Raw genomic sequence first — 13,178 nt, forward strand, 5'->3', positions numbered from 1 at the left:
ACGTGCGTCCGGGGAGCAATCGCCACCCCACCCCCACCAGAGCCCCGCCCGCTTCGTAGGGTGAAGCCATGAGCCAGCGAAAGATCGGCGTGACCGAGGTCGCGTTGCGTGATGCCCACCAGAGCCTGATGGCGACCCGGATGGCCATGGAGGACATGGTCGACGCCTGTGCAGACATCGATGCCGCCGGTTACTGGTCGGTGGAGTGCTGGGGCGGGGCCACCTTCGACTCCTGCATCCGGTTCCTCAACGAGGACCCGTGGGAGCGGCTGCGCACCTTCCGCGAGTTGCTGCCCAACTCGCGCCTGCAGATGCTGCTGCGCGGGCAGAACCTGCTCGGTTACCGCCACTACGAAGACATGGTGGTCGACACCTTCGTGCAGAAGTCCGCCGAGAACGGCATGGACGTCTTCCGTGTCTTCGACGCGCTGAACGACCCCCGCAACATGGAGCGGGCGATGAGGGCGGTCACGAAGACCGGCAAGCACGCCCAGGGCACCATCTGCTACACGATCAGTCCGCTGCACACCGTCGAGGGCTACGTGAAGCTCGCCGGCCAGCTGATCGACATGGGCGCCGAGTCGATCGCGCTGAAGGACATGGCGGCACTGCTCAAGCCACAGCCGGCCTACGACATCGTCCGCGGTATCAAGGAGACCTACGGCGACGTGCAGGTCAACGTGCACTGCCACGCCACGACTGGTGTCACCCTGGTCAGCCTGATGAAGGCCATCGAGGCCGGTGCCGACGTGGTCGACACCGCCATCTCGTCGATGAGCCTCGGCCCCGGACACAACCCCACCGAGTCCCTGGTCGAGATGCTGGAGGGCACCGAATACACCACCGGGCTCGACATGGCCCGCCTCGAGAAGATCCGCGACCACTTCGCTGCGGTTCGTCCCAAGTACGCGGAATTCGAGTCGGCGACCCTGGTCGACACCGACATCTTCTCGTCCCAGATCCCCGGCGGCATGCTCTCGAACATGGAGTCACAGCTGCGCGCCCAGGGAGCCGGTGACCGCATCCGCGAGGTGATGGCCGAGGTTCCGGTGGTCAAGAAGGACGCCGGCTACCCGCCCCTGGTCACCCCCTCGAGCCAGATCGTCGGCACCCAGGCCGTGTTCAACGTGCTGATGGGCCGCTACAAGGTGATGACCGGCGAGTTCGCCGACCTGATGCTCGGGTACTACGGCGAGTGCATGGGCGAGCGCAACCCCGAGGTGGTCGAGATCGCACACGCGCAGACCAAGAAGGAACCCATCACCGAGCGCCCGGCCAACCTGCTCGAGCCCGAGTGGGAGAAGCTGCACGCCGATGCCGAGGCGCTGCCCGGTTTCAACGGCTCCGAGGAGGACGTGCTCACCAACGCCATGTTCCCCGGGGTCGCACCGAAGTTCTTCAGCACCCGCGCAGACGGCCCCAAGAGCGTCGGCAAGACCACCGAGCAGTTGGCCAACGAGAAGGCCGCGGCCGACACCTCGTCCAAGGCAGTGCGCGGCCCGATCACCTACAACGTGACCCTCGCCGGTCGCACCCACGCGATCAAGGTCGAGCCGGCCTGAGGCCGCTCGTCCCACCCGCCCACCTCCCCAATTCGACCCACCTCTCCACCTCGAAGGGACGACGATGGCTGACACGATGGCCAAGCTGCTCACCCAGCTGGACGAACACCGAGCCCAGGTTGCGCTCGGCGGCGGCAAGGCCCGCCTCGACAAGCAGCGCGCGCAGGGCAAGCTGACCGCACGCGAGCGGATCGACGCCCTGCTCGACCGGGGCAGCTTCCAGGAGATCGGAGCCTTCCGTCGCAACCGCACCACCGCGTTCGGCATGGACACCGCAGACATGCCGGCCGACGGGGTGGTCACCGGTTCGGGTGCCGTGCTCGGTCGACCGGTCAACGTCGCCAGCCAGGACTTCACCGTCGCCGGTGGTTCGGCAGGTGAGACCCACTCGATCAAGGTCGCCCAGGCGCTGCGCGAGTCGCTCAAGAACGGCGCGCCCTTCGTCTTCATCAACGACTCGGGTGGCGCGCGGGTGCAGGAGGGCATCGACTCCCTGTCGGGATACGGGCAGGTCTTCTACGCCAACGTGCTGCTGTCGGGTGCGGTGCCGCAGATCTCAATCATCGCCGGCCCCTGCGCTGGTGGTGCCGCCTACTCACCGGCGCTGACGGACTTCATCATCCAGACCCGCAAGGCCCACATGTTCATCACGGGCCCCAACGTCATCAAGCAGGTCACCGGCGAGGAGGTCACCGCCGACGCCCTGGGCGGTGCCGATGCGCAGATGGCATCAGGCGTGGTCTCGTTCGTGGCCGACGACGACGAGCAGGCGATCATGATCGCCAAGAAGCTGCTCAGCTTCCTGCCGCAGAACAACTCCGAGGAGCCCCCGGTCGTCGACCCGGACGATGGCGTCGACCCCCAGCCCGCCCTGCGCGACATCATCCCCGACGACTCCCGCAAGGGCTACGACGTGCGTGAGGTGATCCGCCACATCGTCGACCGTGAGGACTTCCTCGAGGTGCAGGCCGGTTTCGCCGCCAACCTGGTGGTCGGTTTCGGACGCATCGTGGGCCAGAGCGTCGGCTTCATCGCGAACCAGCCCTCGGTGATGTCGGGTGTGCTCGACATCAACTCCTCCGACAAGGGCTCGAAGTTCATCCGCTTCTGCAACGCGTTCAACATCCCTGTCGTGAACCTCGTCGACGTGCCCGGCTTCCTGCCCGGTGTCGCCCAGGAGACGGGCGGCATCATCCGCCACGGCGCCAAGATGCTCTACGCCTACTCCGCCGCCACCGTGCCGAAGATCACCGTCGTGATGCGCAAGGCCTACGGGGGCTCCTACCTGGCGATGTGCTCCAAGGACCTGGGCGCCGACCGCGTGTTCGCGTGGCCCACCGCTGAGATCGCCGTGATGGGTGCCGACGGTGCCGCCGCGGTGGTCTTCAAGAAGGAGATCGCCGAGGCCGACGACCCCAAGGCTCGTCGCGCCGAACTCGTCGAGGAGTACCGCAGCACCTTCTCGTCGCCCTACATGGCGGCCGCCCACGGCCTGGTCGACGACATCATCGACCCGGCCGAGACCCGGTACCAGATCGCCACAGCGCTGGCGCAGCTGGTCAACAAGCGCGAACTTCGTCCGGCCAAGAAGCACGGCCTCGGCCCGGCCTGACCAGGAGCCTGACATGACTGACACAGCTGGCATGAGCCCCACTGGGACGGGTGGCCACCTTGCCTCGGACCAGGTCGAACTGTCCGAACTGAAGGCCCTGCTGCTCGAGCTGAACGGACGAATCGCCTCGCTCGAGGGCGACGTCGCCCACCTCAAGGCACAGCAGGCCGAGGCCATGCAGACGTTGCCCGACGACGTCGTGATGGCGATCAGTGCAGCCGTCGCAGCGTTCCTGGGCCACAAGGCAAAGGTCCGCGCCATCCACCTGTCCGGCGAACATCGCTGGGCATCCGAAACCCGCACCCGCATCCACGACCGCTCGGTCGGGCGCCGCTGACAACCCTTGAAAACGGGAGACAACTGATGAAGCTCAAGGTGACGATCAACGGAACCGAGTACCTGGTCGACGTCGAGGTCGAGGAGGAGGAGCGTCCCACGCTCGGCCCCATCGTGATCGGTGGCGGTTCGACCGGGGCGCAGATGCCCACCACCGCCTCGGTGCCTGCCGCCAGCGCCAATGCGGTCGTGGCACCGCTGGCCGGGTCGGTGGCCCGGGTGCTGGTGAAGGAGGGTGACGCGATCGAGGCAGGCGCCGTGCTGCTGGTGCTCGAGGCCATGAAGATGGAGACCGAGATCACCGCACCCCAGGCCGGCACCGTCGACCGGGTGATGGTCGCGGCCGGGGACGCCGTGCAGGGTGGGCAGGCCCTGATCCGGCTGGCCTGACACAGCCCCACAGTCGGTGCATCTGGCGGACGGATGCACCCGGGTCGGTCGTGTTGTCTGGCACGGCCTGCCTTCGGACTGGTCTCGAGAGCAACGGCTGTTGACCGCAAGGGAGCGTGCTGCGGTCGTCTCGGGGCCAGTCTTCTGCCACATGGACGAGGAACGACCCCGCGCACGTACTGCGCGGGGTCGCCTTTTTTGCGGGTCGCCCTGGTTGAGGGTCGCCCTGTTTGCGGGTCGCGAGTCGGCGGCTGTGCCGTCGGGGCGCGACCGGTCAGGCCAGGATGGCCTGCACCACGGCCGGACGCGGCTGGCTGCCGGTGTAGGGGAACCTCGAGGCGACGTTGTCTGGGCTGGCCCCGTCGACCTCACCGGGGTGCTGCACCGCCACCAGCAGCGAAAACTCGTCGTCCATGATCCAGGGACCGCAGGTCTCGGCGCCGAAGGGAACCGACAGGAACTGGCGGAGCTTGCCCTTCTCGGGTCCTGCGACCGGCATGACGAAGAGACCATCGCAGTGGTTCAGGGTCCCGGGCTGGCCGTCGGTGGCGATCCACAGGTTCCCGGCCTTGTCGAAGGTGACGTTGTCGGGGCAGCTGATCGGGGTCACTGCCGACTTGTCGTAGCCATCGAAGTAGGTGCTGGGATCGTCCGGGTTCCCGGCGATCAGCACCAGCTTCCAGGTGAACGTGGCGGTCCCGTGGCGGCCGTTGCCCGGCGTCAGCTCGACGATGTGGCCGTGCTTGTTGTTGGCCCGCGGGTTGACCTCGTCGACCTGGCTCGGGACTCGCTTGGTGTTGTTGGTCATCACCATGTAGAGCCGGTTGTTGACGGGGCTCACCTCGACGTCCTCGGGGCGGTCCATGGCCGTCGCGCCCACCTTGTCGGCGGCGATCCGGCTGAAGACGAGCACCTCGGCTGCAGACATGCCGGCCACCTTCGATTCCCCACCGACGACCAGCGGCAACCAGGTGCCGATGCCGTCGTGCTCCCCGTCCGCAGCTCCGTCACCGGTGAACGAGGCGACGTATAGGTCACCCTCCTCGAGCAGGGTCAGGTTGTGGGCCTTGGCCCGGGGGCTTCCCGAGCCGTCGAACTTCTTCGATGACACGAACTTGTAGACGTACTCGAAGCGGGAGTCGTCACCGGAGTAGACGACCACGGTGCCGTCGGGATCGACGGCGACAGCTGCACCCTCGTGCTTGAAGCGCCCCAGCGCCGTGTGCTTGCGCGGGGTGGACGTCGGGTCATCGGGGTCGATCTCGACCACCCAGTTGAAGCGGTGCGGTTCGTGCGGTTCGACGGCCACGGCGAAGCGGTCATCGGCGCGTTCCCAGCCCCGTCCACCCGAGGTGACGGTGTACCGGGCCAGGGTCTCCAGTTGGTCTGCCGGTGCACCGGTGGCATTGAAGTACTGGTCGACGTTCTCCTCGCCCGACAGCACGGTGCCCCACGGGGTGACCCCGCCGGCGCAGTTGTTGAGCGTCCCCAGCACCCTGGTGCCCGAGGGATCAGCGGCAGTGACCAGAAGCGCGTGCCCTGCGGCGGGGCCGGTCAGCCTGAACTCGCTGTGGGTGTGGATGCGACGGTTGCGCTTGCCCGAGACGACCGGCTTCCAGGTCTTCATGGGATTGCCGCGCTCGACCTCGACCACCGTCATGCCATGGGCGGCCATGATGGTGCGCAACTGGTCGGTGGTCAGGTCGGCCGAGCTCGAGATGTCGCGGAACATCAACTCGTCGTCGGTGTACTCGTGGTTCGAGACCAAGGTCGCCTGCGTGGCGCCACGCGACAGGATCGCGAGGTAGTCATTGTTGTAGCCGAACTGCTTCAGCTGTGCGTCGGCGGTCTGGTTGTCGAAGTCGAAGGCGGGCGCGCCGGGCAGCACAGCGTCGCCCCAGGCGATGACCGGTTCCCAGCGCCAACCCGCGGGCACGACCAGGGCGTCAGTGGTGGCGGGCTGGGGAGCGATACCGGTGAACCTGTCGATCACCAGCGCGGCCCCGCGCTGGGCATGGGGGCTGGGCTTCCCTGAGCCGTTGCCGTTGCCGTTGCCGTGGCCGTGGCTCTGGGCGAAGGCGGGGGCGGCGATGCCGGCGACACCCAGGCCGACCAAGCCGGCGAGCGCGCTGCGACGCGACACCGAGGCGGCGACGACGTCGCCGAAGTAGGGGTTGGAGGAGGTGTTGGCGTCAGGCTTGGAGCAGGCGTCGCCACACTTGTAGTGGCAGGTCATGGCCGTGCGTCCGCCCTCGTGGGAGCGGGTCAGCAGGGGCAGGAGTGAACGCATCAAGGTTCCCTTCGGTGTGATGTCGGCCGACGAACGGCCCGGCACCGCCTGGGGCGGGTGCTCCTGAACCTAGGCAGCGCAATGGCCCGGGCAGCGGCGCTGGGGTGAACTCCCGGTGACCATTGGGTGGGGTGCTCAATACATGCGCTGCGTCTTGCGAAAAGAGCGGTTGCCCATGACCGCGGAAGGTGCCGCCGGCCAATCGTGCGGATCGTGTGCTGTGGCGGCGATGGTTGCTGCCCCAGTGCAACAGGTGGCGTCAGGGCACACGATTCGCACGATTCGTCCGCAAGACCCGGGCCAGGTGGCGCTCAGGTGGTCAGGTCAGCCAGGTACTGGTGCACCAGGGCCACCACCGCGGCCCCCTCACCCGTGGCGGAGGCAACCCGCTTCATCGAGCCTGCCCGCACGTCGCCCGCGCAGAAGACACCGGGGACGCAGGTCGCCAGGGCGGCGGGTGGAACGTCATCGGGCCAGCGGTCGGCGGGCACCTCCGCTCCCGTCTGCACGTACCCCCGCTCGTCGACGCATACCTCATCCGGCAACCAGTCAGTACGCGGGTCGGCGCCGATCAGCAGACACAGCGCCCGGGCCGGGAACAGCTCGTCCTCGCCGTTGTCGTCATGGTGGGCGATCACCCCGGCGAGCATTCCCTCGGCGTCGGTGGTGGCCCCCACCACCCGGGTGTTACCGCGCACGGTCACCCGGGGGTTCCACGTCAGTTCATCGATCAGGTACCTCGACATGGTGGCCGTCAGGTCGGGCCGTCGCACCAACACGGTCACGCTTCGGGCGAACCGTGCCAGGTGGATCGCCGCCTGTCCGGCCGAGTTCCCCCCGCCGACCACGACCACGTCCTGGTCCTCCAGCTCGGCCGCGACCGTCATGGCCGAGCCCTGGTGCACGCCGTGGCCGACCAGGTCGTCCAACGCGGGGACCCCGAGCCGGCGATAGGTCACCCCGGTGGCGAGCACCACGGCGCGGGCCCGCACGCCGCCGCCATCGGTGTGCACGCGGTGCGGCTGATCGAGGCCCATGCCCAGGGTGATCCGGGTCACCGGCCAGCCGGTGAAGAACCGGGTCCCGAACCTGATCGCCTGACTGCGCGCGCGCTGGGTGAGCCGCATGCCCGAGATTCCCCGGGGGAAGCCGAGGTAGTTGCGGATCATCGAACTGGACCCAGCCTGCCCCCCGATCACCTCTGCCTCGAGCACCACGGTCGACAGTCCCTCGCTCGAGGCGTAGACGGCCGCGGCCAGACCCGCCGGACCGCCACCCACGATGACCACGTCCACGACCTTGTCGACGTCAATGTCGTCGGGTCTTCCGTACAACTTCTCCGCCACCTGGCGCACCGAGGTGCAGGCCGCGACCTCGCCCTCGGTCGAGACGATCAGTGGCCACTGGCCGTCGAGGTCGGGCCTGGTCGCCAAGGCCCTTCGTCCGACCTCCGAGTCCGGCGGGTGCACCCCGTACGGCGTGCCCGCGCGCAGCAGGAAGTCGCCCAGCTTGCGGGTGAGCGGGTCGCGCGTGGGGGTGACGATGCTGATCGACTCGACCAGGCTCTGGCGGGTCGAGGCCCAGTCGTTGAGTAGTTCGCCGATGGCCGAGTGGAACTCCTCGTCGCGGGGGCCCCGGGGCAGCAGCAGGTAGGCGTCCGCCTTGCCCTTGGCGACCACGGCGCGAAGGGTCGGCGCGACGGCCAGGAACCTGTCCCAGGGCACCACGATGGCGCGACGGGTGTTGGCCGAGACCGTGCGCATGGCATGGATGGCCTCGAAGCAGGGGGCGTCGCTCAGTTGGTCCTCGACGACGAGCAGCGCCACCACCCTGCCGTCGTCGAGCACCCGGCGGGTGACTGACTTGGCCTCAGCCGCCGTGGTGCACACCCTGACGTCGTACTCGTGGGCGTAGCGCTGGAACTGGTCGGCCATGACGTCGGCGTTGTGGCTCGACAGGCAGACGATGGTGGGGTCGTTCGGCACGGGTTCCTCCCCTCGCTGGGCGGCTGGCTGATCGGTGCTGGCTGATTTGCGGGAGTGGCCCGTTGGACCGAGACGTCAGGACGTGCGGGAGTGCACGTAGCACCATCGCCAGTGTTCACCGGGCTCGGCCGACTCCATCACCGGGTGCCCCGTCGCACGGAAGTGCTTGGTGGCGTGGCGCCCCTTCGACGAGTCGCAGCAGCCGATGTGTCCACAGGTGAGGCACTGTCTCAGGGCCACCGGGGTCAGCCCCTGTTCGATGCAACTGCGGCAGACCGGGTGCTCGTCGGTGTCGACGGCGGGGTAGCTGCGAAGGTCTTCGCAGTCCCCTCCCTCCGACCCGAGGCTGGCGTCCGGGCCGGACGCGCGGATGGTGGCGCGCTCGCTCCGGGCGTTGTCGATCATCGACTCCTCGAGGTCCAGCATCCCCAGCACCTCGCGCACCACGTCGGAGGGAGTGTTCCCCGAATTCCTGATCTCGAGCACTCGGGCCCGTTCCGCCTCCAGCATGGCCAGGCGGGCTCGTGCGTACTGCTCGCTGGGCGCCTCGTCCGCTCCTTGGGTCGACAGTCGCTCCCAGGCGGCGAAGGTGCGTTGGTCGAGTCGATTGCGCAGCGTCGACGCCATGCCGTGGGTGTTGTCGAGGTCGAGTTCGTCCAGACGCACCAGGGCAGCCTCACCGGCCTGCTGCAGCAGGGTTGCGCGGGCCAGGGCGTCGACGGCGGGGTCAGGCGGACGAACCTTGAGGGCTCGGGTGATGATCGGCAGGGTGAGGCCCTGGCCGAAGAGGGTGCCGAGCACCACCACCAGCGCCAGCAGGATGAGCAGCGGTCGCTGGGGGGTGTCCTCAGGCAGGATCAACGCAGCCGCGAGTGTGACAACGCCACGCATGCCTGCCCAGCCGATGACCACGGCGTGCCTGGGAGGCATCCGGTCGTCGCTGGTGCGCAGCCGGTTGGCCAAGGCCTGCGTGGCGAGCACGAACACCATGCGCACGAGGATCACGCAGGCCAGGGTCGCCGCGCACACGGCCAGCACGATCGGCCATGGCACGACCGATTCGGCGACCTGTCCGAGGATCTCGCGGGCCTGCAGGCCGATCAGCAGGAAGACGGCGTTCTCGAGCAGGAACGAGATGGTGCGCCACGTGAGTGTCTCGTTCAGCCGCGACTGTGCCGACTGGATCGTGGCGGCCTTGTGACCGAGCAGGATCCCCGCGACCACCACCGCGATCACCCCGGACGCGTGCACCTGCTCGGCCACCAGGTAGGCCGTGAAGGGGGTGATGAACGACACCGACGTGTCGAGCAGGGGAGAGGTGAGCAGTTTGCGAACCTTCGCCACCACGATGAACACCAGCAGCCCGACCAGCACACCACCGCCGGCGGCGACGACGAAGTCGAGGCCCACGCGCTGCCATGAGACCGCCGCGGCCATGGCCACGATGGCGGTCCTCAGCGCCACCAGGGCGGTGGCGTCGTTCAGCAGTGACTCGGCCTCGAGGATCGAGACCACATCGCGGGGCAGGCCGATCCGGCGGGCGACGGCGGTCGCGGCGACAGCGTCGGGTGGGGCGACCACGGCTCCGATGGCCAGGGCGACCGGCCAACCCACATCGGGCACGAGCAGCATCACCACTGCGGCCACCGTTGCGGTGGTGAGCAGGACCAACAGCACCGAGAGTTGCACGACGGTCCTGAAGTTCGCCCGCAGGTCGATGATCGAGGTCTGGATGGCGGTGGCGTACAGCAGCGGCGGCAACAGCCCCAGCAGCACGACCTCGGGTTGAAGGTGCACCTGCGGCACGTGGGGCACGTACGAGACGGCGATGCCCAGGGCGATCAACAGCATGGGGGCAGCGATGCGCAGCCGATCGGCGAGGGCGGTGCCTGCGATCACGACCACGGCGATGCCCAGCAGCACGATCAGGGTTGTCACGGCGTCATTCTTGCGCGTGCGGACTGCCCCGTGAACAGGTTCCGCTGTCCGCGAGCGACGGGCCTCGGCAGTGGGTCAGTTCTGGCGGTGCACCTTGTGGTTGGCGGCCTGGGCGCGCGGACGAACCACCAGCCGGTCGATGTTCACATGTGCCGGTCGCTCGGCGACCCAGCCGATCACCTCGGCGATGTCCTCGGCCAGGAGGGGTTCGGCCACTCCCGCGTAGACCTGGTCGGCCTTCTGCTGGTCACCGCCGAATCGGGTGAGCGAGAACTCCTCGGTGTGCACCATGCCCGGTGCGACCTCGCAGACCCGGATGGGTTCGGCCACCAACTCCAACCGCAGGGCCCCGACCATGGATCGCTCGGCAGCCTTCACCCCGCAGTACCCGCCGCCACCCTCGTAGGCAGCCTCGGCAGCGGTGGAGGTGACGAACACCACCGTGCCCTCGGCCACGCGCACCGCGGGCAGCAGCGCCTGGGTCACCCGGGCGGCGCCGAGCACGTTCGAGTCGTACATCCGTCGCCACAGCTCCAGGTCCGTCTCGGCCAAGGGCTCCTGGCCGAGCGCCCCGCCGGCGTTGTTCACCAACAGGTCGACGCGACCACCCCACTCGTCCACCACAGCCTTGAGGGCGGCGACCTGTTCGGCGTCGGAGACATCGCAGCTGACCGCATGTCCGCCGATCTCGGCGGCGAGGGCCTCGATCCGATCGGTGCGACGGGCCACGCAGAGCACCCGCCAGCCGTGCGCAGCGAGCCAGCGGGCGGTGGCTGCACCGATGCCGGACGAGGCTCCGGTGACGACTGCGGTGCGGGTGGTGGGCCTGGCGTCGTGGCTGCTCATGAGACGATTCAACCAGTCCCGGACCCCCCACTAGCGTTGCGGTCCATGAGTGACCAACCCATCCAGCACACCGTCAGCTTCCGACTCGTCCATGCCCCGGGTTCGGACCAGGAGCGGGACTTCCTCGACGTGGCCAGCGGCCTCGCCGACATCCCCGGGGTGCAGAACTTCCGGCAGTTGCGGCAGGTGAGCCCCAAGTCGGACCACACGTTCTGGTTCACCATGGAGTTCGCCGACCAGACGGCCTACGACGCGTACACCAACCACCCGGTCCACGTCGCGTTCGTCCGTGACCGGTGGGAGCGAGAGGTGACCAGCTTCCAGGAGCTCGACTTCGTGGCCCTGTGAGGTCGTCGCCCGACTTCGTGGGCCCGTGACGTCGGCGTGGAGGCCCGCCGATAGACTCGCGGCCATGAGCTACAACCTTGTGCTGCTCCGCCACGGCGAGAGCGAATGGAACGCCAAGAACCTGTTCACCGGCTGGGTGGACGTCGACATCAACGAGAAGGGTGTCGGCGAGGCCAAGAAGGCCGCCGAGCTGCTCAAGGCCGAAGGGTTGCTGCCCGACGTGCTGCACACCTCGGTGCTGCGCCGCGCGATCCACACCGCGTACCTGGCTCTCGACGGCTGTGACCGGCACTGGATCCCGGTCAAGCGCAGTTGGCGACTCAACGAGCGCCACTACGGCAAGCTCCAGGGTTTGAACAAGACCGAGATCCGCGACCAGTTCGGTGACGAGCAGTTCATGCAGTGGCGCCGCTCCTATGACGTGCCGCCGCCCCCGATCGAGGTCGACAACGAGTTCTCCCAGTTCAACGACCCCCGCTATGCCGACATCCCGGCAGACCAGCGTCCTTTGACCGAGTGCCTCAAGGATGTCGTCGCACGCATGCTGCCCTACTGGGAGTCGGACGTGAAGCCCGACCTCGCCCAGGGCAGGACGGTGCTGATCACCGCTCACGGGAACTCGCTGCGGGCCCTGGTGAAGCACCTCGACCAGATCTCGGACGACGAGATCGCCGGCCTCAACATCCCCACCGGTATCCCGCTCTACTACGAGCTGGACGAGAACTTCGCCCCCGTCACCCGCGGTGGTCGCTACCTCGACCCCGAGGCGGCTGCCGAGTCGATCAAGGCCGTGGCCAACCAGGGCAAGAAGTGATCCTGGCCTGACTTGCGCCCGCTCGCTGAGCACGCTGGGCCCCATTGGGCCCGGACGTACGAACGCGCGGCACCCTCGCTGGGTGCCGCGCGTTCGTCGTCCGTGCTGCTTCCGATGGGGCGTTGCCCGGACCGTCAGGTCGGTCTGGGCCAACACGGATCGGTCGATCAGTAGGTGGTCGGCCAGTTCTCGCCCTCGGGAACGTCGCCGGTCAGCACCAGGATGATGCGGCGGCCCATGGCGACGGCATGGTCGGCGATGCGCTCGTAGTAGCGGCCCAGCAGCGCCACGTCGACGGCCTTCTCGACACCGTGGTTCCAGTCGTCCCCGAGCAGCAGCTTGAACTGGTCGCGACGCAGGGAGTCCATCTCCTCGTCCTTCTCGGCCAGTTCGCGAGCCGCGTGCGCATCGCGGCTCTCCAGCGTCGAGCAGGCAACCGTGATCATCTCGTCGGCCACCTCGGCCATGCGCGCGAAGTTCGCCTCGAGGTCGGACGGTACGGCCTTCTCGGGGAAGCGCATCCGGGAGATCTTGGCGACGTGAGCCGCGAGGTCACCCATGCGGCTCAGTTCGAAGGTCATCCGCAGCACGGCGACGACGGTGCGCAACTCACCGGCAACCGGTGACTGGCGGGCCAGCAGGTTGAACGCCCGATTCTCGAGGGTCTCGGCCTGGTCGTCGATGCGGACGTCGTCGGCGATGACGCGCTCCGCGATGGCCTGGTCGGCGGTGAGCAGGGCGGCGGTGGCGTCCTTCAGCGCGACCTGGCTGTCGCGGGCCATGGCCACGAGGTCGGTGATGAGGCCGTCGAGTTCGGCATGGTAGCTCTCGCGCACGGTAGCTCCTGAAAGTGGCGGTGGGTACGTCTGATGCCATCAGCCTAGTCAGCCGACAGGAGCAAAGTCCTGTCCCGGTCATCGACAGCGCCCACCTGCGGCGAGCGTCGGCATCGGCCTCGACAGTAGGGGGCCCGATGGGGCACCGGCGGGCCAGTCGCTGAATCGCCGGTGAACACTGCCTGAACGTCCGGGGTGGGCCGGGCGCAGGGGTGGCCACT

At 68.2% G+C, this 13,178-nt stretch carries 11 protein-coding genes; 6 read left to right on the top strand and 5 right to left on the bottom strand.

Features of this window, described 5'->3' with window-relative positions; all coding sequences use genetic code 11:
• Positions 1-68 precede the first annotated feature (68 nt).
• The 4 genes from H507_RS0103760 (at position 69) to H507_RS0103775 (ending at position 3,900) form a co-directional block, all read left to right on the top strand.
• Positions 69-1,562 (top strand): methylmalonyl-CoA carboxytransferase subunit 5S, encoded by a 1,494-nt coding sequence (locus H507_RS0103760; protein WP_022909389.1) that lies wholly within the window; start codon positions 69-71, stop codon positions 1,560-1,562.
• A gap of 64 nt (positions 1,563-1,626) precedes the next feature.
• The gene (locus H507_RS0103765) at positions 1,627-3,174 is read left to right on the top strand and encodes an acyl-CoA carboxylase subunit beta (protein WP_022909390.1); all 1,548 of its coding nucleotides are present in this window, start codon (positions 1,627-1,629) and stop codon (positions 3,172-3,174) included.
• Positions 3,175-3,187: 13 nt separating this feature from the next.
• Complete coding sequence (locus H507_RS17165) at positions 3,188-3,511, top strand: hypothetical protein (RefSeq protein ID WP_051139622.1); 324 nt, start codon at positions 3,188-3,190, stop codon at positions 3,509-3,511.
• A gap of 26 nt (positions 3,512-3,537) precedes the next feature.
• Entirely contained in the window at positions 3,538-3,900 is a 363-nt protein-coding gene (locus H507_RS0103775; protein WP_022909392.1) for a biotin/lipoyl-containing protein, read from the top strand.
• 274 nt (positions 3,901-4,174) lie between these two features.
• Here the strand turns inward: H507_RS0103775 and H507_RS0103780 are convergent, their stop codons facing one another.
• From H507_RS0103780 to H507_RS0103795, 4 genes are all read right to left on the bottom strand, one after another.
• Positions 4,175-6,190, bottom strand: a complete 2,016-nt coding sequence (locus tag H507_RS0103780) for a PhoX family protein (RefSeq protein ID WP_026377729.1) — start codon at positions 6,188-6,190, stop codon at positions 4,175-4,177.
• Between the two features lie 311 nt (positions 6,191-6,501).
• The gene (locus H507_RS14560; protein WP_022909394.1) at positions 6,502-8,175 is read right to left on the bottom strand and encodes an NAD(P)/FAD-dependent oxidoreductase; all 1,674 of its coding nucleotides are present in this window, start codon (positions 8,173-8,175) and stop codon (positions 6,502-6,504) included.
• Positions 8,176-8,250: 75 nt separating this feature from the next.
• Positions 8,251-10,113: a Na+/H+ antiporter gene (locus H507_RS0103790; RefSeq protein WP_022909395.1), complete on the bottom strand. Its 1,863-nt coding sequence runs from the start codon at positions 10,111-10,113 to the stop codon at positions 8,251-8,253.
• Positions 10,114-10,188: 75 nt separating this feature from the next.
• Entirely contained in the window at positions 10,189-10,959 is a 771-nt protein-coding gene (locus H507_RS0103795) for an SDR family NAD(P)-dependent oxidoreductase (protein ID WP_022909396.1), read from the bottom strand.
• Positions 10,960-11,004: 45 nt separating this feature from the next.
• On the opposite strand from H507_RS0103795, the gene H507_RS0103800 reads away from it, so the two are divergent.
• The gene (locus H507_RS0103800; protein WP_022909397.1) at positions 11,005-11,307 is read left to right on the top strand and encodes a Dabb family protein; all 303 of its coding nucleotides are present in this window, start codon (positions 11,005-11,007) and stop codon (positions 11,305-11,307) included.
• Positions 11,308-11,371: 64 nt separating this feature from the next.
• Positions 11,372-12,121, top strand: coding sequence for a phosphoglyceromutase (locus H507_RS0103805; RefSeq protein WP_022909398.1), 750 nt, complete (start codon positions 11,372-11,374; stop codon positions 12,119-12,121).
• 167 nt (positions 12,122-12,288) lie between these two features.
• On the opposite strand, the gene phoU is transcribed toward H507_RS0103805, so the two are convergent.
• On the bottom strand, positions 12,289-12,957 hold the full coding sequence (gene phoU, locus H507_RS0103810) for a phosphate signaling complex protein PhoU (protein ID WP_022909399.1): 669 nt from the start codon (positions 12,955-12,957) through the stop codon (positions 12,289-12,291).
• Positions 12,958-13,178 lie beyond the last annotated feature (221 nt).

This window comes from Aestuariimicrobium kwangyangense DSM 21549 (genome assembly GCF_000421525.1).
GTDB lineage: Bacteria > Actinomycetota > Actinomycetes > Propionibacteriales > Propionibacteriaceae > Aestuariimicrobium > Aestuariimicrobium kwangyangense.